This is a genomic window from Providencia sp. PROV076, from assembly GCF_028483405.1.
In the GTDB taxonomy this organism is placed as follows: domain Bacteria; phylum Pseudomonadota; class Gammaproteobacteria; order Enterobacterales; family Enterobacteriaceae; genus Providencia; species Providencia huaxiensis.
On sequence record NZ_JAMPRR010000044.1, the window covers coordinates 1 to 21,693 of the forward strand.

The window sequence follows — 21,693 nt, forward strand, 5'->3', positions numbered from 1 at the left end:
GAACACAACTAACTTCAGAAAGTCCAGTTATGCACTTAGTAAAATCTGCGTAATCAATTTCAATACTTAGAAATTTTAATCTTGATGCTTGATCCCTAACTACAATATTGATTTTTTCTCTATTATCTCCGTAACTAGGTCTTGATATTGTTAACTTACCTTTCATTCCATACCTCTCCATAAACTATCTCAACATCCCGCACCATCATTATTTGACTGGCATGGCTCTCGCATTCTTGCTGTGTGTATATTTGCTCTGTAATAGGCACAGCAGAACCCTGTATTAGCATGAGTAATACATATCCGATTATTTGCATGGTTATTTATCTAAGTTATTTGAGCTTTTATTTAGCCCAATCAGGTTTTCCATTTCCAATATATGCATCATAAACAGTTCCTTTGCATTTTACGCAAGGCTTAGTTATTACATCGCCTTTACCGCTGGTAATGTTTCCGCATTTACAGCATCGTTGCCAATATTGCATTTCATGCTCGTGCTGACCTTTAATTTTAAATCCAGCTAATTCAAGTGCGCTTTTTATAATTTTAATTACCATTTTTTATTTTCACTCCGTTGCTGATTAATATTGTTTTTATCTCTGAAATAGCATCGTTAAATCCATCGATAAATTCTTCATGACTACATGCGAGTAAGTTAGTGCCTATATCTGGCAATTCAACTTCTAAACTCTCGCGTGATGCTTGCCATACTTCGAACAGATTTATCGTTGATGATTTATTCTTACTGCGCCACTCTTCAAATTGCTGCCTTGATTTATCCATCACTCCACCTTATTTACCAGCTCTCTTCGTCATCATGTTGCTCAATGAGCGAGATAACATATCTAGTGAATTTCCGTATTTGCTTCTTTGTTGGCTTAACTGGGAAGTATTTATTTTTTTCTATATAACTGAACGCATCAGAAACAGTTAGAGTAAAGTATACGCTCCCATCTATTGTTACTTCGCTGCAAACATAAAAGACACACTTATCTACTCTCATATTCATTCATCTTATTGCATATATTTAATCGCTAGGATTAAAACTTTTCATGGTAAACACTTATTTACCTTCTACACTTAAGCTCGAAAGAGTAGTAACAAGCTGTGCAACTTTCGCCGATGCTTCCTGTGTCGGCATTTTTTATCTACTTCCTTGCTAAATTCCATGCCTTAACTATTCTTAAACTGCATACACAGATAAATTATAAGTTTCATTCCTGCACGTCCCCTTGCCGTCCTCTCTGTGGCGGCTTTTTTATTCATTGCATCCCTGCGAGTTAAATTAATCTTGCGTTAAATCAATAACATCATCGATAATCTCTTGCTTTACTGCGTAATATCCATCTTCATCATTGAGTGTTATTTCTTCCGTATTGGTGTAGATGCTGATAATCGCTTGTTTCAACTTCGCGTTTTCTTCTTGTAACTGTTCAATAGTCATATCTATCTCCTGTTTGCATCCTTGCAAATATATCCTTTGGTTACTGTAATAAGCAGAGTTGGCATTGACCTTCTGCAATATCCAACTGGCCTTGCTCATACTCTTCGATTTTTTGGTTGATTGTTTTCCTGCGACACATTCCCTTTGTCGTTGAATCGGGTCGGAGTTCGTGACGAATATAGTTATTTTCCATTGCTATGATTCGACCAAAATCACTTGGATAAGTATCTCGCAGCATGACTAGCTCAGAGCCAGTCAAATGAGGGCAGCAAATGCATGAAGATTTACCGGGGTAATACAAGCCAACCTCTTCAACTGCAAGTGATTCCTTTTCGCCAATATTCCAATCAACAAGAGGAAACACTTGCGTCCATTTATGCTCTGGTTTCCATTTATCTGCACGCTGTGGCTCATCGGCATTAATGCCAATAACACGTAAAATACTCCCTGTATGGGAATCAAGCGGCTCTCCTTTCCCCTTAACTCCCCAAGCTTTATGGCATTCTGGATGATTATTGAAATACTTATCAGCTGTCTCAACTTTAAAGCGAAGTGAGCATGATTTACTGCCAAATGCGGCAGCTGGCAGAGTGTTGTTTTTCTCTGCGCTCTCAATAACACTAAGCGGATTTCCATCTTTGTCCCACTTGCGTAGGACGACGACTTTTGACCATATTTTCTCATTACACCAACTTCTTAGCCAGCCGATGAAATGGTAGGTGTGTTCGAACTCCGAGCCAGTATCACAAAATACAATTTCGTCAGGCTCGTAACCTCGCTTGTACATTTCAGCAATGAGCATTGCCGTATCATCGCCCATGCCACCCATGACTACGCGGAATGAGGTAGCGAACCATGCCTTTTCAAAGGATGGTCTATCATTGAATAACACCATGATTTATTACCTGATTGGTTTAGCTTTTTGTGTGGATTTGAATGATTATTGAGTTGGTAGCATGTTTTTTACTTCACTGAAGATTTCTATAATATCTTCAATGTCATAATCATTTAATGGAAGTCCATTATTTATTTTCCATTCAATACGTTTTATTCGTGTCAGAATGTCCATGGTTATATCCTTTGGTTAAATCACATAGGGAAGGGTTAGCCCGAATTAACGGGCTTTAATCAGAATGGCGCGTCGTTATCGTTAGTGGTTTGCTGGTATCCGTAACCTTGGTTTGACTGGCCTTGCTGCTTGCGCTCATCCTTATCTTTCAGGGTAGATAAAATGTTATCGATAGCTACTGGCGCGGTTCCGTCAACTTTTTCCTGTAGCGTCTGGCGAGTTTCAGCAAAGAATGGAATTCGAATATCAAAGCTGTAGGTGTCGCTTCCGTTTGACTTGGTTTTTAATGTCTTTTGCAGCACCAAACCAACGCGCTTGCCAGTAAACTCAGGCGCGATAAATTGACTAACAGAAATCATCTTTTCAGTGAGTTGCATAACACCAGCGCAGCCCATGATTGCGTTAATCATGTTGTGTCCGAATTTATTAATTTCACCGTCTTTCTTGGTGCTGTAAACACTCAGATAGTTAACTTTTCGTCCGTCGTCAGTATCGCCAGAGAACTCAATAAACTTCGCGCCAGATTCGGATATGCCTAACTTTGCCTCTGCGATAGTGATCACATAAGCACCAGATTCATTGATAAATCCGCTTTGACCTGCTGCCAGCGCATCTTCTTGGTTGTAGGTAAAAATTACATTACTCATGCTGCTTTCTCCATTTCTTTAGTTTTTTCAATTCCGTAGTATTCGCAAATCGCAGCGTCAACGGCTTCTAAGTCGTTTTCAATTTCATGGGATTCAAACATCCCCATTGGTGATTTAACCGTGTCGTTCCCGCTATTCTGCGTCGAGAATAGATACTGACCATCCTTTACCAGAGTTTTCAGTACGATAGTAAACATTCCTTCCACGGTTATTTTTTCATCCAGCATCCTGCCGATAGTTTTCATTTTTACTTTACCCATCTGCGTTTCTTCGGTATGGGCTAGAAAGTAAACCCGCACATCATCTGGCGTATTGCCAATGGCGGCGTTAATCACATTCCATGTGTGAGCGCCAATCTCCGTGAACTTATCAAACGATTTTTCATCAGAACGGCGCATGAATTCGTTAGCCATCAAGTATTGAAAGTCATCAATGACTATTATTTTTTTGCCATATTCGGCTGCTTTTGAGATGAATGACGCTATTGCATCCCATTTGTCACAAACAAATATTGATGTATCTGGGTCACTCTTATTCCATTGCTTCCATGCTTTTGAGCGAAACGGCAACGGCTTCCTTACCGTCTGAATTAATAGCGTTTCTTCTGGTTTGATATTGCGTAAGCTGGTACTTTTCCCTGTGCCAGACTCACCAATAATTAACGTTGCTGTTCCCATAATTACCTCCGAAAATTAGTCGCCCACAACCCTGCCACCTAATGGCAACTCTGTGACGCCACGGTAAGGGTCAAAGTTATCTTTGAATAAATATCTTGCGTATCGCTCCAAGTCAGCCTGTCTTCGTTGTGCTTGAATGTGTTCAGGTAGAGGAGGGTAGAATTGAGACATTTCTAAGTCTTGACTTTTAACTAGTGCGGCATGAGCTAATTCTAGTGTTGAAATCCTTTCAACTGGTTGAATTTCATTGCCCGTTAGGTCACGCACTCTTCGCCTTTCGATATCTTCATTAATCATTGATAAAGCATATTTCAGGGCAGCATCCTTGCTTTTATGACTAGGGAATGCAGGTATTAAATACTTACCCATATTCACCTCTCATCCACCTACTAGGCGTTGACTCTTGAGGAATACCTAGTGAGAAATTAGTCTCCCATTGCTCCTCTTCCTCGCGCTCCCTGCGTCGTCTTTCGGCATCCTGACTTTGCTTGAGTTCATACTCTGAAATTCTCATGCTGCGTCCTCATACCGTTCCCTGAGTATCTTCTCCAACAGTTCCCTTGTTGGGTTTAAACTTAATATCAGCCACTCCATAGCGTTGGTTTCTATCCCTGTGTGTGAATCAAATTCGAGTGATATGCGCTGTCCTTGGTGCGCTGCTGGCGATGAAGATATGTAAATCCCTTTACCTTCAATCGTTAGTGTTTGCATAAGTCACCTCGATATCAGCGTTAAAATAATGAGCAGGGCGATAACAACACCTATCCAATCCCACTTAATTTTGTTTTTAACCTCATCCTTGAAGCTCTCGCTATTCAGTCGATAGCTGAGTTCCTGACGTTTTAATTCGTTAATTTTTGGCATAAGAAATCCCTCACTTATCGATTGATAGCGATTGTTATTTAGGTTCTGGTGTTGGTGCGGTGGGTTACTGCTGACCGAGGGCTGTCACACTCCCTCCGTTATTAACTAAACGTCATCATCACCTAACGATGCGAATTTGATGATTGTTTTTATTGTTTCATCAAATTGATGGATTCCACCACTTTCAGAAAGCCAGTCTTGCGTACCTTCGATTAACTCACCTAACTCAATCGAGTTACAGTCATACAAGCCAAGCACGTTACATAAAGTTCTGGATACAATGTCGTGTAAGTGACCCTTGATAATTAAGGCTGGATTACCATGCATAGCGCCAACCCGTAAAAAGTGGTCAGCGTGTTTTTGGTGGGTTTTCGCTGCCGATAAAATCGCAGGTAACATTTCTTTATTAGGGCTGTTAATTAATTCGTCGCCTTCGGTATACGTATGACCTATAGCGCCTGTTGGTATTGCTTCCATCTCTATCTCCTATCTATTAATCAACTCACCACAGCCCACCTTGATGGACTGTAATTAGTTAACTGTATCGAATTTCGATTCTGCAAATCGGATAAAGATAAAGGTCATTATCTTTTATGTGAGCTTCAGCTTGCTCAATTGTTTTGAATGGTTCACGTATTAAAGTTTTTTCTTTTGGGACGCAGTGAGTAAAGCTATATTCACCAACCACTAACGTGACCTCTTCATTTCTTTCCATTACTCATCCCCTTGCTGTGACTGAACTGTCACTCATAATCGGCTTGCGTTGCCGTGGTTGCTTGCGTGTGTCTGGTGCTGATTTGAGCTTCTTCAACTCAACGATTATCTGCGCCATAACATCAAATGAATTAACCTTCCGTGATTCTTCTTTGCGCTGTTCCATGCGCTTCTCTTTCCTGCGTAATTTATAACGCTGTCTTGAGTTCATAATAAAATCCTCAGTTAGTTAACTTTGGTGATTGGTGGTAGGTGCTGATCTCCTACTTTCGGTGTTACGTCATGCGACATGCGACTTACTGAGTTATTGCCGATTCCTATATTGCTAATCAGCCTTAGCATTCACCAATCCCAAAGCTAACTTTACTTTGGCCTCCCGTTTTCAAGGAGGAAGCTAAATTATTAAAGAGCATAAGGCGTATATTTCATGTTGCTTGCCTTCGATGGAGTTAATAATATGCATTATGCGCAAATGCGTCAAGCGCATATTTGCAAATAGTTATATGCGTGAATGTATTTTTTTACGCATATTCATGATTTAACTTACAAATTAATTTTATTTATTTTCTTTATGGGTGAGGCAAGTCACACTGACCTGAACGAAATTAGTGATAATTTGTCTAAAAATCATACCAAAAGAGGGGTGTTATGAATTTAGATGACGAGAAAGTAGTAAAAGTGGTAATGGAAGTGGGTGGGGCGGTGTTTAGACTACTGGACAATACCGACACCATCACCAAAGAAATGATTATTGATGAACTTGAGCGATACCGTAAAGAGGTAACGAACACCTTACACAAAGGCGCTTTGCGTGATGCTGCTCAAGTGGTTAGAAGTATGGGGAAGATTGGATAGGGCACAAAAAAGCCCTCGCAGGGAGGGCTTTTTGTTAGAAATTTGGTAATCTCATTCCCTCTAGCGGGGTATTTTTTATAATATTTTCCACAATAGACTTTGTTGCCATATATGTATAATTTTTTATTAGCCAGCCATATTCTTTAAATAAATTATCATAATCTTCATTATGTGGGTTGCTACTAATAAAATTGATATCAAAGTTAACCTTTAAAATATAAGCTAAATTATTAGCATCTTCTTCGCTGCCATCGAATGCTTTTAATTCAAAATCAACTTTGTAGGCTAGCGGGTATACATCATCCTTTTTATCGTAGAACGCAATGTTTTGCTCTAGATAGTTTGTGATATATCTGCCGCCATTGGTATTTTTGATTTTCTCTAGGGAGAAGCTATTTACTATATAGCCATTATAATTTAAGTGGTCAATCATTAGTGATGAGCCCTCGCATCTTCCCAGTTGCTGACTGTTTCTGTTTTTTCAAAAAAGCCATACTCTGATCGGGTCTCTGTCATTTTTTCAGAAATATGAATATGGAATTCTTTTTTATCAATGATTTTTTCTTGGATTGAAACCTTCACAAATTCATTGAGAGTTACGCCCATGGATTTTGCTTGGAGATACGCTTTCTTATGTAAATCCTCTCCAACTCTAACGTTAAAGGTTCCATTCAATGGCTTGTCTGGTTCTTTACCTAAAAGCTTGCAAGTATCTAAATAGTCGTCTACTGCATTCTCAAATTCAATTTTAAGATCTTTTAAATTATCAGCCTCATAGGTAACAACATCATTGATACAGTCGATTTTTCCATGAAGTATTTCATCATCAATGGAAAATTCCACACTACCAATATATCCGTTATATTTTAATACCTTGCTCATATTATATGATCTCATCTAGTGTTGAAATTACTTCTTTTAAAACGTATTCCTTAACAATATTGCTAGGGTGTGGTTTGTGATAAGATAGCAATTTATTTTGCTCTCTATGAAAAAACTTATATCTAGACCCACTCCCGTTAATGACTTCAAATCCATTCTGTTTTAGTAGCGAAACCAGCTCATCCCAAGTGAAATCCTTTGGTATGGAGTTTAGCCTTAACCTTAGTTTTTCTTTTCGCCCCATTAAAATACATCCTATAGATATAATAGCAACTAAATTTCAGTTGCAAAAGATGTGATGATAGATAGTTAAGAATATTTACAATATTTACACACCCTAAAACGTGTCGTCAGGCCACTGAGACTTATTGAACATATGGAGGCATGTTTAATTTTGTTTCACGTTCCCATTTGTCAATATACTTTGTAGGCTTAACAATCGCGGCTACATAGTGCATCTTATCCACTTGACTAGGGTCTAGAGTTATAGGCTTATGCGCATTATTAATGCTAGTAAATTGATAATCGCCATCTCTGGTTTTATTGAACACCTTGATCATATTGTGACCATCTACAGTTCTAACAAAGACCTCATCACCAGACCTTACGCTAGTATTAGGTTCAACCACTACGTATTCGCCAGACTGGATTCTAGGCCACATGCTATCGCCTTTAACCTTCAATCCATAAGCGTCCTTGTCATCACTGTAAATCTTTAACCAGCCGTTATGCTCTTCCATCATGTCTACTGCGCCATCTATACCTAAAACAGCCTCACCGATAACCTTAACGGTGCCAGATGGCATTTCACCGATATACTCAATTTCGTCTGGCTTTACTGGATCTTCAGTAAATAAATCAGCAACAGTCACACCTAGGGCTGATGCTATTTTCACTAGCGTGTTTTCTGAATAACCTTGCTTATTTGTTTCTAGGCGAGAGATATTGCCCACATCGCTACCAATAGCCGTGGCAAGTTCAAGGATTGTCATCCCTTTGCTTTTTCGTATTTCGCGAATTCTAGTTCCTATTTTCATGCCTTAATTCAACTTTATTTATGCGTATTACACAAAGCGTATTGCGCATATTTTTACTTGTGATAATATGCGTGTGGCGCATCTAAAAGGAGTGAGATATGCAAACACCATTAAGAAAAATTCGCTTAGAAGAGCAGCTAACAATTTCTGAAGTTGCCAACGCCATCAATTGTGATGTTGGTAACCTGAGCAGACTAGAGCGAGGAACTCAGGCTGCTTCATTAGAGTTGGCAGAAAGATTAGCTAGATTCTATGGCGATAAAATTACAGAAATGCAAATTCTGTACCCAAAAAGATACATGTAACAAAACTGCTCTTTAACATCTTATCCGCTCTCCTTGCAAACGGGAGAAAACTTAACTCACAGGATCGTGAGCAACGGACTAACTACGTCAAAAGGAATTTAACAAATGGACTACGCAATTTCACGCAACGTGCGAGCAATTGAGGCTCGTATTCGCAAAGGGATCATCTTAACCACACCTAAGCAAGTTGCTAAGGCTGTCGGTGTACACGAATCCCAAATCACTAGATGGCAAGCTGAGAACGGCTTTGTTGAGAAGGCGGCAAAACTGCTGGACGCAATAGGGTTCGATGCGCCTATTCAAGATGTGATTATTCAGGGAGATGAGGCTAGGGCATTAATTCAGATGCTAGAGCATGTCAGATACCCAAAAAGAAAAACCTCAAAGGCGGCAACCGATGAGGCTCAGATGGAACTTATTTAAATCAAAACGATTGAGGTAATTATGAACCAAATAGCTACTTTAGTAAACAGCAGTGAGCCAACAATGAATAGCTTGGAAATATCTGAGTTAGTCGAATCAAGGCATGACAAAGTTAAGCAATCCATAGAAAGACTTGCAAAACGCTCAGTTATTCAACTACCCCCAATGGGGGAAGTTAGGAATCACCTGAATCAGGTTGTAGCCGTTTATCAAATTAATAAGCGTGATAGCTATGTTATCGTCGCTCAACTTTCACCAGAGTTTACCGCTCGCTTAGTTGATCGCTGGCAAGAACTTGAATCTCAAAAACCTCTCATCCCTCAAACGCTGCCAGAAGCTTTACGTCTGGCGGCAGACCTAGCAGAGCAGAAACTAATCGTTGAGCAGCAATTAGCAATCGCAGCACCTAAAGCTGAGTTTGTTGATCGCTACGTTCAAGCTACTGGCTCACTAGGTTTTCGTGAGGTATGCAAACTATTAAAAGTCAAAGAGAACTTCTTTCGTAATTTCTTGTTGGCTAAAAGAATTATGTATCCATTAGCTGGAAAACTCGCCCCTTATTCTGAGCATTTAGATTGCAACAGATTTGAAGTTAAAACAGGCGAGAATCCTCACAATGGTCACGCTTACACGCAAACAAAATTTACCCCTAAAGGTATTCAATGGATAGCAGGTTTACTGGCTAGAGAGCAATTGGAGGCGGCATGACGAATACAGCGGAAGTATTCCAGTTCCCTGCGATACAGCAGGAGACAAAGAGAGTGGCAGATACTGATGATGGATATACGAGAATTGCCAATGAATTACTTGAATCACTTTCTTGCTGTAATTTAACTGTTAGGCAGCTAAGAGTAATGCTAGCAATTATCAGAAAAACCTATGGGTTTGGCAAAAAAGTAGACCGTATATCCGATTCTCAATTAGCTGACGTCTCTGGACTATCAAGACAGAACGTTAACAAGGCAAAGAAAGAATTGATTTCAATGAATTACCTCATTCTTGAGGGTAATAAAATTGGAGTCAACAAAGAGGTTTCAGCGTGGAAAAATCAATCTAGAGACAGTGTCTCTAACTTGAAGACTAAAAATGTCTCTAGCTTAGAGACAAATGAAGTCTCTAGATTGGAGACACACAAAAGAAATACTTTAAAGAAAAAAGAAATAACTAATATATCGTCCGAGAATTCTAACGAATCCTCTGACCGACCATCTGAAAAAGTTTTAATGGTTAAGCCTGATGCGGCTGTTAGCTCACCCAAAGGCAACAAGTGGGGAAATGCTGATGACCTGAAAGCGGCTCAATGGATTTACTCACAAGTCCTGATAGTCAGCCCAACAACCAAAGAGCCTAACTGGTCAACTTGGGCTAACGATGTTCGACTGATGAGACAGCTAGACGGACATACCCACCAAGACATTTGCAAAATGTTCAAATGGGCAAACAAAGATTCGTTCTGGTGTAGCAATGTTTTATCGCCAGCAAAACTCCGTGAGAAGTGGCCAACACTGGTTATTCAAAGTCAGCAGCCAAATCGGAATCAGCGAGCAGCGGAGCAAGCGCCATCACAAAGCTGGAACACTCGTGAAGCATGGGAGAATGAATTTATATGAAACCTAATCTGGCAACTGCAATTGCTAATCGTGATGCAGGCGCACTGGCTAGAATGGCTCAAAGCAGTACGCCACAGAAAGTAGTAAATCCTCAAGCCGAGCAACTAGTCGATGTGTTATTCCGAAACCTGAAACAAATCTTTCCTGCCTCAGTAAATACCATATTCAAAAACGAAAGCGACGAGCTAGCAGCTAAGCGCCAGTGGATCGCCGCATTTGCTGAAAATGGAATTACTACCCGTGAGCAGCTTCAAAACGGGATGCGACACGCAAGGGCAAGCGATAATCCATTCTGGCCTGCCGTTGGTCAATTCATCAGGTGGTGCAAGCAGGAAGACTTTACTCAGCTTGGATTACCCACCGAAGCCGAACTATACGAAGTATTCAAAAAGTATTGCTCTGAGCGAGGCTGGCGTAGATTTAATTGGCCATCAAATGCCTGTTACTGGATTGTCACGAAAGTTTACTCTGAAATGCGAAGCCGCAACCTATCGGATTCAGAGGTTATAAAACTTTGCGCCTCCGAGTTAAAAGTCATGGCCAATAAAATCAAAGCGGGCGAGAAGATACCCGATCCGATGTTGCAGCTTGAAAGCGCAGTGATACCTACCAAACGCGACAAAGCGCTATCAATCATCGCTGACCTGAAAAACAAACACGGGTTCAAGTAACACACCAAATCATAAGGACTTCTAGATGAAAAAATGCGAATCAAATGGAACAAAATACGCAAGCTATCTGTGTGACTTTATGCGAAAAGCGGCAAAGATAAAATCACCACACGGCAAGACCAGAGGGATATTTAAATACTCAGCCGTCGATACGTGGACAGGAGATAGCCTTGGTGAAGCGGTTTATTACGATGAAGGGAATGGAAAGCGAACACATTTAAACTTCTGCCCGTTCTGTAGCGGAAAGTTACATAGCGTAGATATCGGTGATTAAGCGAGGTGTTGAGTGATGAAAGGAACTGACTATAAAACTCTGATGTGGGCTTATGTGAATGAGTCTAGAAATCGCAAGAGAAAATATCTTAGGCAATGCAAAGATTATAACCGCAAATTTAACAGTAACTATCGCAGTGAAAAAGTATTGAAAAAGTTGCTACGTCTTGATTTTCAGAGCGTAACGGGAGGCATCTAATGCAGGGAACTAATTGGGTTAAGTGCTCCGAAAAAATGCCCGAACTAGGTAAGCCGTTGCTAATCATTGCTAGCGGGAAGCTGAGAAGATTTACTTACTACTTGGATATTGTTGATTGTGCGGAGTCATACAGGTTTTTTCAGCTTGCTGATGAAGATGCATGGGTATCAAAATTTCTAGTAACTCACTGGATGTATGTAGACAGCATCCCACTCCCACCAATGCCAGAGGGTGAATGATGGAATCACCACTTGCACGAATGATTAAGCAGCAGGTATTCGATGCCAACGTTGACAGGCTCGTAGAACTAAACGATGAGCAATGGGATTTCATACTGAATGACCAAGACGAACGCGCATGGTCTGGCGGTAATTACTACGGTCACGATTATGACGAATGGGAAATCTACATTGCCTACGATATCAAATATGTGAAAACAGGATTACGGGAGCCGTTGTTATGAGCGAACTCAAGAAATGCCCGTTTTGCGGCAGTGAAGCTGAATTAATAGATAACCGTCTAGGATGGTATGTTCAGTGTCAAAATGATGATTGTAGTTGCACTGTAATTGGCGAGAGAGTTCCTGAGCCACAATCCGAGGCGGAATCAGACGCTATTGATTGGGATTCAGTAAGGCAAACGGCAATCGCAGCATGGAACAGGAGAGTTAATGATGAATGAGTTAAAAAAATGCCCTTTGTGTGGCAGCAAAGTTAAATGGTGCGGAGAAAACGAGCCAGACCCAGAAGATAATCATATTTGCGACCATATCCAATGTACTAATGCTGGTTGTAGTGCTGATTTCTCTTTTATCCACAATAACGATATTTACCCCGATAATTCTGATGACATGACAGCGGAAGAATTAATGCAAATTGACCGTGATTATTCTGCACAGCGTTTTAACAGGAGAGCTAACAGTGAGTGATAAGCCGATTAAAATTCGAATTCTCATGCCCGGTCTAGGTTTTTACGAGCGAGAGGTTCAAGGTCAGGATGGTGACTATTTTGTCACAAACGAAAAGGGTCACGTTTGGTGGCTGGATGATATGGCGAATGACGGCATTCAATGGGAGTTTGTGAAATAGGAGGTTAACTTGGAAATAGAAATGGTCAAATGCGCCAATGGCATATTTGCACCAGCATTCGAACACGACCTACCACGTTTAACAAAATTCAAAAATGGCGAGATGTACACCTTCAGCGCCAAACTCACAAGAAACCCCGCTTTCCATCGAAAAATGTTCGTATTCTTCAAATTCTGTTTCGACCACTGGTGCGCAAATAAGGCAGGTCTCGACTGTATGGACGAGTATAGCCAATTTAACCGCTTCAGGAAGGATTTGACGATACTTGCAGGATTTTATGAGCAAACGGTAAGGCTAAACGGTGAAGTGCGCACAGAAGCTAAGAGCTTGTCATTTGCCAATATGGATTCAGATGAATTCGAACGCTGTTACAAAGCCATGATTAACGCAGCAATAAAACACATTTTCAGGGGATGCAATGAAATCACTGAGAATCGGTTACTGACATTCTTTTGAGGAGCAGCAAGAGAGATGAATAGATTACAAATAGCGATAGCAGGGTTAGCGCATTCGGTTGTTTTTACGCCAGAACCATTTATCCCGTGGGTTATGGAAGATGAGCGTCATGCTTACAGCTACCCAACATCAACTAAGCGCATCACAGGTCACGCAAAGATAAACCGAGCAGCCAAGAAACGGAGGGCGAGAAAGTGATTAGAACCAGACATGTAATTCTATTCTTTTCGATTGTTACTTTAGCGATGGGGTTTATGGGGGTATAGATGGCGCTTTATGAGGCAGGAAAACTAGCATTAGTTATTTTATCTCCAAATACATCGGAAATTGGTCGTTGCGTCACACTTACCAGAAGGCTACATGACGGTGAGTACTTCAAAGCACCGGACGGTTCTGAGTATCGATGCGATAACGCAACAGAAACATATCAGTGGATAGTTAGTGGTGATGTTTCGATTTATTTAGATGGCAAATTCAGTGGCATGAGTGTGTTCTCTGAAAGTGAGTTAATGTTGCTTGATGATGGTGAATGGGTATGTCAATGCGACCTCATGAAGGAGTTTATTTAATGGCTAACCAAAGGCGACGGCGCTGCAAAATATGTAGAGAGTGGTTTCATCCAAAGTACGAAAATATAGAGTGGTGTAGTCCGGAACATGGAACAGAATTAGCAATCAAGCGGCGAAGTAAGGAGAGAGAAAAACTAGAAGCCAAACTCAAGAAAGAACAGAAGCAAAAAGAAGTAAAAGCCCGCGATAAACTAAAAGCCCGCAAGTTAGCAGTAAAACCCCGCAGTTATTGGATTAAACAAGCACAACAAGCCGTCAACGCGTATATCAGAGAAAGAGACCGTGATTTGCCATGCATATCATGCGGAACGTTTCAATCTGCTCAGTGGGATGCTGGTCATTATCGGACTACCGCTGCGGCTCCACAACTGAGATTCGATGAGCGCAACATCCATCGGCAATGTGTTGTTTGTAATCAGCATAAATCGGGGAATCTAGTTCCGTATCGAGTAGAGCTGATTAATCGAATAGGGCGCCAATCCGTTGAGTCTATCGAGTGTGACCATGAACGGCATAAATGGACTATTGATGAATGCAAAACCATCAAAGAGGTTTTTAGGAAGAAATTAAAGGAGCTTAAAGATGGCTAGTTACAAATATAAGAGCCTTAACGTTGCCGTAGCTGTCGCTAGGAGACTAACAAGGGAGTCATTAAACACCTCATATTACAGTGTTGTCCAATTGCCGATGGGAGTTTTAACGGTTCAAGCAACGAGAGATGCAAAGAAAAGAAATAAATCAATTGTTTATTCAGTAGGTTGCGATAGGTATCACACAGTATTGCCGGAGGTAAGATGAGAGAGCGTAATTCTGACATTTATCTTCAACTGGCAAAGTCGCCAAGGAAGTCATATTTAGGCAAGGCTAGACGATTAACCCCACCACAAGAAAGATGGACGAGGGCGATCATATCTATATGGGCTGACGAAATGAAAGGCGGTGATTATCTTGGTTATGGTGGCGGCGGTGATGGTATCTGGCGTTTCATTACTGGATGGTCTGGTGAAAACATAGAACGCTTCACTAAGGTATTCGACCAGTTAAGCAAAGAAGGCTACACAGGACAGGAACTTGAAGAAAAAGCCAGAGCAATATTATTTCCTAAACAATCTCTCAGCGACATGTTTCAGCGCGCCAACGATGTAGATGAAGCTGATTTTGTAGAGAAAGCAATATTGAAAGCGTTCGACAAGTCCAATCCTATTTATGTTGTCGCCACTGATTACTATCTTGGCAGAAATACCCTGCAAACTCTCGCAAATTATATGCAAGAACAAATAGCACCTTGGCTGACTATCAAACAATGCATTGACCGTGTACGTTGGTGTATTAGTTTATTTAATGCGAAGTTGTATATGGTGATGCAAGATGAAATAGCGAGAGAGCGCTCACAGTATGGAGTTGAAATGAAAAATATTTCAGAAATTACTTGAAATTAAGTTATGAGTCTGTATATTTAGTGTATGCTCGCTCATGAAAGCAAAGAGCACAGAAAGCCTGATAGAGATATCGGGCTTTTTTATTGCCAAAATTCCAACTCTCCGGAATTTCCGGATAGTTCAAGTTTAACGTAACTACTTGAAAACGTTATCGTACGTAAATTCTTTAAGTCAAATTCAAGAGGTCGCCTAGTGCGGCCTTTCTTCGTATACGCCGCCACAGAATCAATCACCCTCGTTATCAATTAACACAAGAGCTGTGCGCGGCTATCTATTAACTAAATTCCTCCAACGTAGGGGGTGAGTATGAAATATATGAAAGACACCCCTGAATTCTGGGAGCAGGTATTTAACTACCTATCTCAATACAAAGAGCAAGGAATGTTTGCTGGCCTAGCTGGTACGGTTGCGATATTGCGCGGGCTGTATAATGGAGGCGGATGGTGGAAAACGCTACTAGATGGTTTCTTGTGTGCGTTCCTCGGTTGGTTTGCAAAAGACCTACTAGCATTTTTTGGTATGAGTGCTGATTTTGCTTACTTAGCAAGTGTAATGATTGGTTACTGGGGCGTAGCAAAAATAAGTGGAATGATTAAAGGTAAGGCGGGAGTGAATAATGACTGAACCTAAATGGCTAACTGAAGCTAGAAAAGAAATTGGCGTTTCTGAGCATACAGCTGAGGGCTCGAAAGCCGTCGACCAGATGTGGATTGATAGTAAGCTGCGTGGATTGGTTGGTACTGCGCGAAAAGTTCCTTGGTGTGCTGGTTTCGTCAATGCCATGCTAGAGCGTGCCGGTATTAAATCCCCTCGAAAAGATGCTTCAAGTTCATACGATAATTTCGGGCAAAAGCTAACAGAGCCTAAATATGGCTGCATAGTTCGCTTCTCACGCTCAGGCGGTGGTCATGTTGGTTTCTGTATTGGTAAAACTGAAAATGGCTCACTTCTTATCTTGGGTGGTAATCAATCAGACGCAGTAAACATCAAAGCATTTGGAACTGACCGCGTTGTTGCTTATCGCTGGCCTGATGGCGTTGAAGTAGACAACCGACCGCTACCTATTGGCGATGCTGCGATTTCAGTTAAAGAGTCGTGACATGAGTGCGCTAACTAAAATATTAGCTGGCGTTTGCGTGATCCTCGTGGTGTGGCTCGGTTGGGTGATGCGTGATTATGGTGATTTAAAGGACGATTACACCTTACTTAAAAAAGATAACGCTCAGCTGGAAGAGGATAACACGCAGCAAGCTAAAGTTATTGCCACTCAGTCATTTGAATTTAATCGTTTTAACCAAATGGCCACTACTGCTTATCGCTATGGGATATCTACTGATGCGAACTCAGAAAATAGAGTTATTGAGTATAGAAAAATACTTCAAAAAGAGCCTACCTGTGATTTGTACATTCCTGATGATATTGGTAACAGGCTGTACAACTACACAAAAGGTTTACGTTCCAGCGCAATGCACACCGATACCGGAGTCGTTAACCGAGCCGATGATAGTGCCATTACCTCCAGCAAGATAACGTATTGCCAAGCTGTTTACTGGATAGACCCATTAATATCAACCATTGATGGTGGTAACGCACGATTTAAAGCAATACGGGAAATTGAACAACAAAGAAATGCCCCAGATATCGGGGCGAAGCGAGAATAATAGTTCATGAATGTAACGCAACTATACGTTAATCATGAATGACCACAACCTTAAAAAGGTAGTAATCTCAAACGTATATTACAAATATGAGCCTCCAATTAGGGGGCTTTTAAATGGCAAAAAAATAGCCCCTGGTGTTGAGGCTTAAAAGTGTAGGAATATATATGAAACTAATAACTTAGCGATGTAATAACCATACCCCTCTTAATGTTACGTTACGAAAGTAAAGTTAAAAGAAAGTTACATTTATTCAAGTTTTGTAATCAGTAGTACGCATTTCACCCTGTGCACCACATGCACACACATCTAAAAACATCGAGCCAATATTTAGGTAATGAGTCTTTGAGGTAATCAGTTATAGCTGGTGCGCTTCGATGGGCTGATTTTCCTATGTGGCAAAGGCTCATTACTAAGTAAGGTAAGCACTATGAGTTGCAAAGGATACGTATACGCCATTGATAATAATGGCAAGGTAAAAATAGGATGCACTATAAACCCGAAGAGTAGATTGAGAAATATACAGACTCAGGGAGGCTTCATAAGTGCGAACATTTACCTATCAAACCCGTTATATGCATATCAGGATTTGGAGATATTAATTCACAAGAAACTAGGTGATTTTAGAGATATAGGTGAGTGGTTTAATGTGGATTTTGATTCTGCCTGCAAGGAAATAGAGGATGGGTATAAGCAATTGAAGCCCTCAGATCAAGAAGCAAAAAAGAAAGATATCGCCCTTAGTGCAGGTAATGCAATAGCTATGATTGCAGAAAAGTTAATAGCTGAAGGAAACAGTATAAATGCGGCTATAGTCCAGATGAGTCAAGCGTCTTGGACTAGCGAGGCTATGGACTTTGTTTTAAGTAAGTCACAAGGAGCTATTGATATAATTCTTGGTGTCTTGTTCATGTGCCCAACAGTAACCATTATTGATGGTGATGATGCATACATCGCGTTTCCTTATGGCCTTCAAATCACTACCGTGGATGAAATAAAACGCACTCATGACAAGCTAGAAATAGCACAAGATTGCGGATGTGAAGTGGAAGATGTTCCCGATTGGGATGAGTATTCCGCTGACATTACGGGGGTTAACTAATAAGCAACCGCTACTAGAAGAAATGCACAGGCTGGCAGCATAAGGATATCACCATGAAAATAAATACAACTGGACTAACAACGGGTCAATCTTTCGCAATTTTAGCAGTATGCATGATCGCCGCGCTATCAATAAGTTTCTTCGTGTCATGGTGCTTGCTGCATATTTGGAATTGGTTTGCTGATTCAGCAGGGTTCGATTTGGCAATAAGTATTAACTGGGGAACCGTGGTTGGATTATCAGTAATTCTGTGGGTTCTTAAATCGATATTTGGCAAGAAGGAATAGGTCGCTCAGCGGCCTTTTTTATTGGCAACAAAAAAGCCGCCAAGGAACTAGGCGGCAAAGCTTGGAGTAGTACTATGAAAGATGCCATGTAGGAGGCAGTAATGCTTGGAATTGCTTATGGCTTTACAATAATACAAATCAAATGCGTAACAATCAAGTAACCATTTGTTTCTAAATGGTAATATTCTCTAACAGCGAGTAAATCATGACTGAACTAGAATCACATCAAAAAATCCGCTTAGGCTTACTTAAGCTAACAGGCAATAACACCGCAGCAACCGCAAAGGCAATTAAACTCATCAAGGATGACCCACTTGAGTATGAGTTATTTTTCCAATTGTGGAGTAATAACAACGGCAACTTTGATAATGGAAGCGTAGACACGCTAACTAAGGTTGATTCCGTCTATCAACGAGTGCAGGAAACAAAGAAAACGTTATTCAACGATGAAGTAGCAGAATAACCAATCACAAAGCTCATCATGGTGGGCTTTTTCATTAAAGCGCCACGCTCGGCGCTATCAATAAAACCAAAGAACCTTTCAGGATAAGCCTTGAGGATAACCAGTAGTGGTTTGGTTAACCCTCTTTGGGCTGGTTACTCCTGAGCGCAAGGTTTATCTCTAAAAGGAACTAACCATGTTAACTCATAATGAACTTATTGAGCTGTTGGATTATGAGCAATGTACTGGATTATTTAGGTGGAAATTTAGCAGGTGGCCTGTGACTACAGCGGGGCAGGTTGCAGGAGGGCAACAAAATAACCAGTACGTAATTATATCTATCAATAAGAAAAGATATTTGGCTCATAGGTTGGCGTGGTTTTATGTTTATGGACGCTGGCCTGTCATGCACTTAGATCATATCAATGGCGATAGGACTGATAACAGAATTGCCAACTTAAGGGAATGCTCTAGAGTTCAGAATCAGTGTAATCGACCAACCCCAAAAAATAACACATCAGGCGTTAAAGGAGTGTACTGGGAAGGAAGGTCTAAGAAGTGGAGGGCAGTAGTGGTTTTTAACAAAAAGAAAAAGCATGTTGGAATGTTTGCAAATCTTTTTGATGCTGAAATGGCGGTAAAAAAGGCGAGAGATAGTTTGCATGCTGAATTTTCAAATCATGGGGCAAGCTCTATATAAGGAATGAATATGGCTAAAAGACCAGACTGGGAAGCCATCGAGTCGGCTTATCGGGCTGGCTTGTTGTCCATACGGGCTATTGGGGAAAAGTACGGCGTTAATCATGCGACCATAATAAAAAGGGCTAAAAACGAAGGATGGCAGCGAGACCTAACAGAAAAAGTAAAGTCAGCCACTCTAGCAAAAGTAACCAAGGCGGTAACCACTAAAAGTAACCACTCAGGAATGGTTACAGATGGTGAAATTATCGAGCAAGCCTCTGATGTTGCAGCTGAAATTATACTTGAACATAGGGTTAATCTTTCTAGATGGAGGGGGATAGCTAGCAAGCTAGGTGACTTTCTGGATGATGTCGAATTCACTGAGGAAAATCATAGTTCACTATCAAGAACTTTATCAGCTGGCGTTGATGCACAAATCAAGATCATCAAAGCAGAACGAGAGGCGTACAACATCGACAGCGAGAGCAAAAACAACAATACAGACACAATATCCTCTCTGATGGACGATTTATCTAAGGAATAATCATGAAGCCAGAACATCTTGCATTATTGAGAGATAAGCTCTGGCGATTGAATCATCTCTACTGGATAACCAATAAAGAAGGTAAACCAGTTCGATTTAAAATGACGCCTGAGCAGCTTGAATACTTTGAAGGGATGCACACGCGAAACATTATCCTGAAGGCTCGTCAGCTTGGCTTCACTACTGAGGTCTGCATTATCCAACTAGACGCAGCGTTATTTGAGGCGGCTAAATGTGCATTGATAGCCCACACACTTAACGATGCTAAGCGACTATTCAGGGAAAAGATAAAGTATGCCTATGACAAGCTACCCGATGAAATCAAAGCGGCTAACCCAGCGAGTAATGATGCGGCTGGTGAGCTGGTGTTTAGCAAAGGCGGCTCGCTTTATATCAGCACGTCATTTCGTGGCGGTACACTCCGATATTTACATGTATCTGAGTTCGGCAAGATATGCGCTAAGTATCCAGAGAAAGCTCGTGAGATTGTCACTGGTGCGTTTGAGGCAGTATCAAGCGATTGTTTCACGACGATTGAAAGTACAGCGGAAGGTCGAGCAGGTTATTTTTACGATTACTGTCAGTCTGCTGAGAAAGCGCAAATTCAGAGCAAGGCTCTCTCTAACCTAGATTGGAAATTCTTTTTCTTCTCATGGTGGAAGAATCCTGAATATGCCATTAACCCTGTCGAGCAATTACCGCAGCGATTAGTTGACTACTTCGATGAAATGTCTAGTAAGTATGGTGTTCAATTAAACGAGCGCCAGAAAGCATGGTATTACGCCAAAGAGAAAACGCTCGGCGACGATATGAAGCGAGAATACCCGTCAATACCGTCTGAAGCATTTCAGCAATCTGTTGAAGGTGCTTATTACGCTAAGCAATTCCGATTCCTATATGAAAATAAACGCATTGGCGCACTCCCTGATAATTCACACTTACCTGTGCATACGTATTGGGATATCGGCGTAGGTGACTCAACATCAATCTGGTTTATTCGTGAAGTTGGTGAGGAATTTCACGTTATCGACCATTACTCAAACAGTGGTGAAGGTCTTCGTCACTATATGAAAGTGCTGAAAGATAAAGGCTACACATACGAGAGTCACAATGGCCCGCATGATATTGAGAATAGGGAATTTGGCTCTGATGCCAAATCACGGAAAGAATTGGCCCGTGAAGGTTATGAAATTGACGGGCAAGTTTATTCAATACGATTTAATGTCGTGCCAAGGGTGTCTATCGATGAAGGCATTGAGGCGGTACGTGAAATATTGCCGCTCTGCGCTTTCGACGAGCATAAATGCAGCGAAGGAATCGCACACCTTGAAGCCTACCGTAAAGAGTGGGATGACAAAAAGGGATGCTGGAAAGATAAGCCACTTCATGACTATACATCACATGATGCTGATGGGTTCCGTTATTTTGCTGTAAGTAGACGGAACGTTAAACGACTAACCGAGAAACTAGAATTCAACTGGAACTAATATGAATACAAACGTTGATTATAAACATCCAGCGTACAGCGAGTTTTTGCCTGAGTGGGACATGATCGGCGATTGTGTTGATGGCGAACGAGTTGTAAAAAGTAAAAAAGAAAAATACTTACCACATCCAGCGGATAAAAAGGATGCTGATGACAAAGATAACTCACGTTACAAGAGTTATCTGGCGAGAGCTTCATTCCTTAATGCTACGGGTAGAACGTTAAGTGGCCTACTCGGTAGAGCATTTGGCAAGCCAGTAAAGATTAGCGT

At 41.0% G+C, this 21,693-nt stretch carries 43 protein-coding genes and 1 pseudogene; 26 read left to right on the forward strand and 18 right to left on the reverse strand.

Features of this window, described 5'->3' with window-relative positions; all coding sequences use genetic code 11:
• Positions 1-344 precede the first annotated feature (344 nt).
• The 14 genes from PSF67_RS21065 to PSF67_RS21125 all read right to left on the reverse strand — a co-directional run bounded on the left by PSF67_RS21065 (position 345) and on the right by PSF67_RS21125 (position 5,626).
• On the reverse strand, positions 345-557 hold the full coding sequence (locus PSF67_RS21065; RefSeq protein ID WP_272677565.1) for a hypothetical protein: 213 nt from the start codon (positions 555-557) through the stop codon (positions 345-347).
• On the reverse strand, positions 547-783 hold the full coding sequence (locus PSF67_RS21070; protein ID WP_272677566.1) for a hypothetical protein: 237 nt from the start codon (positions 781-783) through the stop codon (positions 547-549). Before PSF67_RS21070 ends, PSF67_RS21065 begins: the two co-directional genes overlap by 11 nt.
• A gap of 13 nt (positions 784-796) precedes the next feature.
• Positions 797-1,009: a DUF7279 family protein gene (locus tag PSF67_RS22130; protein ID WP_442959148.1), complete on the reverse strand. Its 213-nt coding sequence runs from the start codon at positions 1,007-1,009 to the stop codon at positions 797-799.
• Between the two features lie 276 nt (positions 1,010-1,285).
• Complete coding sequence (locus PSF67_RS21075) at positions 1,286-1,444, reverse strand: hook protein (RefSeq protein ID WP_272677567.1); 159 nt, start codon at positions 1,442-1,444, stop codon at positions 1,286-1,288.
• A gap of 40 nt (positions 1,445-1,484) precedes the next feature.
• Positions 1,485-2,339: a hypothetical protein gene (locus tag PSF67_RS21080; RefSeq protein WP_272677568.1), complete on the reverse strand. Its 855-nt coding sequence runs from the start codon at positions 2,337-2,339 to the stop codon at positions 1,485-1,487.
• Between the two features lie 45 nt (positions 2,340-2,384).
• Positions 2,385-2,513 (reverse strand): hypothetical protein, encoded by a 129-nt coding sequence (locus PSF67_RS21085; RefSeq protein WP_272677569.1) that lies wholly within the window; start codon positions 2,511-2,513, stop codon positions 2,385-2,387.
• A 59-nt stretch (positions 2,514-2,572) separates the two neighbouring features.
• Positions 2,573-3,160, reverse strand: coding sequence for a DUF669 domain-containing protein (locus PSF67_RS21090; RefSeq protein ID WP_272677570.1), 588 nt, complete (start codon positions 3,158-3,160; stop codon positions 2,573-2,575).
• Positions 3,157-3,837 (reverse strand): AAA family ATPase, encoded by a 681-nt coding sequence (locus PSF67_RS21095; protein WP_272677571.1) that lies wholly within the window; start codon positions 3,835-3,837, stop codon positions 3,157-3,159. Before PSF67_RS21095 ends, PSF67_RS21090 begins: the two co-directional genes overlap by 4 nt.
• Before the next feature lie 15 nt (positions 3,838-3,852).
• Positions 3,853-4,206, reverse strand: coding sequence for a hypothetical protein (locus tag PSF67_RS21100; protein ID WP_272677572.1), 354 nt, complete (start codon positions 4,204-4,206; stop codon positions 3,853-3,855).
• Positions 4,207-4,347: 141 nt separating this feature from the next.
• On the reverse strand, positions 4,348-4,548 hold the full coding sequence (locus tag PSF67_RS21105; protein ID WP_166687446.1) for a hypothetical protein: 201 nt from the start codon (positions 4,546-4,548) through the stop codon (positions 4,348-4,350).
• A gap of 3 nt (positions 4,549-4,551) precedes the next feature.
• Entirely contained in the window at positions 4,552-4,701 is a 150-nt protein-coding gene (locus PSF67_RS21110) for a hypothetical protein (RefSeq protein ID WP_166732531.1), read from the reverse strand.
• A 105-nt stretch (positions 4,702-4,806) separates the two neighbouring features.
• Positions 4,807-5,178, reverse strand: coding sequence for a hypothetical protein (locus tag PSF67_RS21115; protein WP_272677573.1), 372 nt, complete (start codon positions 5,176-5,178; stop codon positions 4,807-4,809).
• 58 nt (positions 5,179-5,236) lie between these two features.
• Positions 5,237-5,416, reverse strand: coding sequence for a hypothetical protein (locus PSF67_RS21120; RefSeq protein WP_272677574.1), 180 nt, complete (start codon positions 5,414-5,416; stop codon positions 5,237-5,239).
• A 3-nt stretch (positions 5,417-5,419) separates the two neighbouring features.
• Positions 5,420-5,626, reverse strand: coding sequence for a hypothetical protein (locus PSF67_RS21125; RefSeq protein ID WP_272677575.1), 207 nt, complete (start codon positions 5,624-5,626; stop codon positions 5,420-5,422).
• A 437-nt stretch (positions 5,627-6,063) separates the two neighbouring features.
• Between PSF67_RS21125 and PSF67_RS21130 the strand changes: the two genes are divergently transcribed.
• Positions 6,064-6,270, forward strand: a complete 207-nt coding sequence (locus tag PSF67_RS21130; protein ID WP_154632320.1) for a hypothetical protein — start codon at positions 6,064-6,066, stop codon at positions 6,268-6,270.
• 34 nt (positions 6,271-6,304) lie between these two features.
• Here the strand turns inward: PSF67_RS21130 and PSF67_RS21135 are convergent, their stop codons facing one another.
• From PSF67_RS21135 to PSF67_RS21150, 4 genes are all read right to left on the reverse strand, one after another.
• Positions 6,305-6,703 carry a hypothetical protein gene (locus PSF67_RS21135; protein ID WP_272677576.1) on the reverse strand — a complete coding sequence of 133 codons (399 nt, stop codon included), beginning with the start codon at positions 6,701-6,703 and terminating at the stop codon, positions 6,305-6,307.
• A complete protein-coding gene (locus PSF67_RS21140) occupies positions 6,703-7,152 on the reverse strand; it encodes a type II toxin-antitoxin system HicB family antitoxin (protein WP_272672209.1) in 450 nt (149 codons plus the stop codon). Before PSF67_RS21140 ends, PSF67_RS21135 begins: the two co-directional genes overlap by 1 nt.
• 1 nt (position 7,153) lies before the next feature.
• Positions 7,154-7,396 carry a type II toxin-antitoxin system HicA family toxin gene (locus PSF67_RS21145; protein WP_272672211.1) on the reverse strand — a complete coding sequence of 81 codons (243 nt, stop codon included), beginning with the start codon at positions 7,394-7,396 and terminating at the stop codon, positions 7,154-7,156.
• Positions 7,397-7,517: 121 nt separating this feature from the next.
• Entirely contained in the window at positions 7,518-8,189 is a 672-nt protein-coding gene (locus tag PSF67_RS21150; protein WP_272658719.1) for an XRE family transcriptional regulator, read from the reverse strand.
• A gap of 98 nt (positions 8,190-8,287) precedes the next feature.
• On the opposite strand from PSF67_RS21150, the gene PSF67_RS21155 reads away from it, so the two are divergent.
• The 25 genes and pseudogenes from PSF67_RS21155 to PSF67_RS21265 form a co-directional block, all read left to right on the forward strand.
• Positions 8,288-8,494, forward strand: coding sequence for a helix-turn-helix domain-containing protein (locus tag PSF67_RS21155; RefSeq protein ID WP_105881154.1), 207 nt, complete (start codon positions 8,288-8,290; stop codon positions 8,492-8,494).
• Between the two features lie 105 nt (positions 8,495-8,599).
• A complete protein-coding gene (locus PSF67_RS21160) occupies positions 8,600-8,917 on the forward strand; it encodes a CII family transcriptional regulator (protein WP_272677577.1) in 318 nt (105 codons plus the stop codon).
• 21 nt (positions 8,918-8,938) lie between these two features.
• A complete protein-coding gene (locus tag PSF67_RS21165) occupies positions 8,939-9,625 on the forward strand; it encodes a phage antirepressor KilAC domain-containing protein (RefSeq protein ID WP_272677578.1) in 687 nt (228 codons plus the stop codon).
• Positions 9,622-10,527: a replication protein gene (locus PSF67_RS21170; protein WP_272677579.1), complete on the forward strand. Its 906-nt coding sequence runs from the start codon at positions 9,622-9,624 to the stop codon at positions 10,525-10,527. The genes PSF67_RS21165 and PSF67_RS21170 overlap by 4 nt, the downstream gene beginning before the upstream one ends.
• The gene (locus PSF67_RS21175) at positions 10,524-11,198 is read left to right on the forward strand and encodes a replication protein P (protein ID WP_272677580.1); all 675 of its coding nucleotides are present in this window, start codon (positions 10,524-10,526) and stop codon (positions 11,196-11,198) included. The genes PSF67_RS21170 and PSF67_RS21175 overlap by 4 nt, the downstream gene beginning before the upstream one ends.
• A 25-nt stretch (positions 11,199-11,223) precedes the next feature.
• Positions 11,224-11,472: a hypothetical protein gene (locus PSF67_RS21180; RefSeq protein ID WP_210850783.1), complete on the forward strand. Its 249-nt coding sequence runs from the start codon at positions 11,224-11,226 to the stop codon at positions 11,470-11,472.
• Positions 11,473-11,669: 197 nt separating this feature from the next.
• Positions 11,670-11,909, forward strand: a complete 240-nt coding sequence (locus tag PSF67_RS22135; protein ID WP_272537498.1) for a DUF551 domain-containing protein — start codon at positions 11,670-11,672, stop codon at positions 11,907-11,909.
• Positions 11,906-12,133 (forward strand): hypothetical protein, encoded by a 228-nt coding sequence (locus tag PSF67_RS21185; RefSeq protein ID WP_272677581.1) that lies wholly within the window; start codon positions 11,906-11,908, stop codon positions 12,131-12,133. The genes PSF67_RS22135 and PSF67_RS21185 overlap by 4 nt, the downstream gene beginning before the upstream one ends.
• Positions 12,130-12,351, forward strand: a complete 222-nt coding sequence (locus tag PSF67_RS22140; protein ID WP_442959149.1) for a Lar family restriction alleviation protein — start codon at positions 12,130-12,132, stop codon at positions 12,349-12,351. Before PSF67_RS21185 ends, PSF67_RS22140 begins: the two co-directional genes overlap by 4 nt.
• Complete coding sequence (locus tag PSF67_RS21190) at positions 12,341-12,598, forward strand: hypothetical protein (RefSeq protein ID WP_272677582.1); 258 nt, start codon at positions 12,341-12,343, stop codon at positions 12,596-12,598. Before PSF67_RS22140 ends, PSF67_RS21190 begins: the two co-directional genes overlap by 11 nt.
• A complete protein-coding gene (locus PSF67_RS21195) occupies positions 12,591-12,758 on the forward strand; it encodes a hypothetical protein (RefSeq protein WP_181937074.1) in 168 nt (55 codons plus the stop codon). Before PSF67_RS21190 ends, PSF67_RS21195 begins: the two co-directional genes overlap by 8 nt.
• Positions 12,759-12,767: 9 nt before the next feature.
• The gene (locus PSF67_RS21200) at positions 12,768-13,214 is read left to right on the forward strand and encodes a DUF1367 family protein (protein WP_272677583.1); all 447 of its coding nucleotides are present in this window, start codon (positions 12,768-12,770) and stop codon (positions 13,212-13,214) included.
• Positions 13,215-13,229: 15 nt separating this feature from the next.
• Positions 13,230-13,412 carry a hypothetical protein gene (locus PSF67_RS21205; RefSeq protein WP_272677584.1) on the forward strand — a complete coding sequence of 61 codons (183 nt, stop codon included), beginning with the start codon at positions 13,230-13,232 and terminating at the stop codon, positions 13,410-13,412.
• Between the two features lie 68 nt (positions 13,413-13,480).
• Complete coding sequence (locus tag PSF67_RS21210) at positions 13,481-13,783, forward strand: hypothetical protein (RefSeq protein ID WP_272677585.1); 303 nt, start codon at positions 13,481-13,483, stop codon at positions 13,781-13,783.
• Entirely contained in the window at positions 13,783-14,373 is a 591-nt protein-coding gene (locus tag PSF67_RS21215; protein WP_272677586.1) for a recombination protein NinG, read from the forward strand. Before PSF67_RS21210 ends, PSF67_RS21215 begins: the two co-directional genes overlap by 1 nt.
• A 204-nt stretch (positions 14,374-14,577) precedes the next feature.
• Complete coding sequence (locus tag PSF67_RS21220) at positions 14,578-15,216, forward strand: hypothetical protein (protein WP_210847022.1); 639 nt, start codon at positions 14,578-14,580, stop codon at positions 15,214-15,216.
• A gap of 312 nt (positions 15,217-15,528) precedes the next feature.
• Positions 15,529-15,846, forward strand: coding sequence for a phage holin, lambda family (locus PSF67_RS21225; protein ID WP_198861227.1), 318 nt, complete (start codon positions 15,529-15,531; stop codon positions 15,844-15,846).
• Positions 15,839-16,321, forward strand: coding sequence for a TIGR02594 family protein (locus tag PSF67_RS21230; protein ID WP_272677587.1), 483 nt, complete (start codon positions 15,839-15,841; stop codon positions 16,319-16,321). The genes PSF67_RS21225 and PSF67_RS21230 overlap by 8 nt, the downstream gene beginning before the upstream one ends.
• Before the next feature lies 1 nt (position 16,322).
• Positions 16,323-16,883 (forward strand): hypothetical protein, encoded by a 561-nt coding sequence (locus tag PSF67_RS21235; protein WP_272677588.1) that lies wholly within the window; start codon positions 16,323-16,325, stop codon positions 16,881-16,883.
• Positions 16,884-17,310: 427 nt separating this feature from the next.
• Positions 17,311-17,982, forward strand: a complete 672-nt coding sequence (locus tag PSF67_RS21240; protein ID WP_272677589.1) for a GIY-YIG nuclease family protein — start codon at positions 17,311-17,313, stop codon at positions 17,980-17,982.
• A 492-nt stretch (positions 17,983-18,474) separates the two neighbouring features.
• The gene (locus tag PSF67_RS21245; protein ID WP_136135533.1) at positions 18,475-18,732 is read left to right on the forward strand and encodes a DUF2560 family protein; all 258 of its coding nucleotides are present in this window, start codon (positions 18,475-18,477) and stop codon (positions 18,730-18,732) included.
• Positions 18,733-18,907: 175 nt separating this feature from the next.
• Positions 18,908-19,411, forward strand: coding sequence for an HNH endonuclease (locus tag PSF67_RS21250; RefSeq protein ID WP_105881129.1), 504 nt, complete (start codon positions 18,908-18,910; stop codon positions 19,409-19,411).
• A gap of 9 nt (positions 19,412-19,420) precedes the next feature.
• Positions 19,421-19,936: a hypothetical protein gene (locus PSF67_RS21255; RefSeq protein ID WP_147675380.1), complete on the forward strand. Its 516-nt coding sequence runs from the start codon at positions 19,421-19,423 to the stop codon at positions 19,934-19,936.
• Positions 19,937-19,938: 2 nt separating this feature from the next.
• Entirely contained in the window at positions 19,939-21,423 is a 1,485-nt protein-coding gene (locus PSF67_RS21260; protein ID WP_272677590.1) for a terminase, read from the forward strand.
• Between the two features lies 1 nt (position 21,424).
• Positions 21,425-21,693 (forward strand): annotated as a pseudogene (locus tag PSF67_RS21265) (DUF4055 domain-containing protein); the annotation flags it as partial.